Annotated in this window: 2 protein-coding genes; both read left to right on the forward strand. The window is 68.2% G+C overall.

Translation table 11 applies throughout. The annotated features are described in order from the left end of the window. On the forward strand, nt 1–723 hold a 723-nt coding region (locus tag ACJMNC_RS18340), incomplete at its 5' end, for an acyl-CoA dehydrogenase family protein (protein WP_408949374.1). Between the two features lie 228 nt (nt 724–951). Beyond that, nucleotides 952–1,096, forward strand: a 145-nt coding sequence (locus ACJMNC_RS18345; RefSeq protein ID WP_408949375.1) for a DNA adenine methylase, incomplete at its 3' end; no start/stop codon positions are given.

The following is a 1,096-nucleotide window of genomic DNA, read 5'->3' on the forward strand; positions in this document are numbered from 1 at the left end:
AAGATCTTCGTCACCTGTGGTTCGCGCGCCGACCACGTGGTGGTCTGGGCCACCCTGGACAAGGCGGTCGGCCGGGCCGCCATCAAGCGCTTCGTGGTGCCGATGAACGCCGACGGCGTCACCGTGGTCCGCCTCGAGCACAAGCTCGGCATCAAGGCCTCCGACACCGCGGTGGTGCGCTTCGACAACGCCCGGGTGCCGGCGGAGAACCTGCTGGGCACCCCGGAGATCAACGTCAAAAAGGGTTTCGGCGGGGTGATGCAGACCTTCGACAACACCCGTCCGCTGGTCGCCGCGATGGCGGTCGGACTGGGCCGGGCCGCCCTCGAGGTGCTGCGCGCGATGCTCGAGGAGGCCGGCCATCCGGTGGACTACGACCGGCCGGCCGCGGCCCAGCACGCCGCCGTCGCGGAGTACCTGCGGCTCGAGTCCGACTGGGAGGCGTCCTGGATGCTGACCTTGCGGGCGGCGTGGATGGCCGACAACAAGCTGCCGAACTCCGCCGAGGCCTCGATGTCCAAGGCCAAGGCCGGTCGCACGGTGACCGAGCTGACCAACAAGGCCGTCGAACTGGCGGCCACCGTCGGCTACTCGGAGACGCAGCTGCTGGAGAAGTGGGCCCGGGATTCGAAGATCCTCGACATCTTCGAGGGCACCCAGCAGATCCAGCAGCTGATCATCGCCCGCCGGATCCTGGGCAAGTCCAGCGCCGATCTGAAGTGAGTACGCGAGGCTGAACCTCACGGGCGCGGCGCGCCCGTGAGGCCGTGGGGCGGCAGACCGGGACCAGCGGACTGCCGCCCCTGCGCATGTCCCGGGTCCGTTCCGCGCTGTGTCAGAGGCCGTGATGTCCGAGCCGGGTGCTACGGTTCTGCCGGAAGATGCAGAAACAGAAATGCTGCCGCGACAGAATCCGGGCGACAGCGGTGCTGGAAGGTGAAGTAGCAGGTCATGCATACTTTTGAGCTCCGCAACCGACGCTACCTGGGCTCTAAACGGCTGGTCCTGCCGGTCATCGCCGAGGTGATCGACACCCTCGACGAGCGCCCGGCCACCGCGGCGGACCTGTTCGCCGGCACCGGCATGGTGGGGCAGT

The organism is Gordonia sp. VNK21, from assembly GCF_046098115.1.
In the GTDB taxonomy this organism is placed as follows: domain Bacteria; phylum Actinomycetota; class Actinomycetes; order Mycobacteriales; family Mycobacteriaceae; genus Gordonia.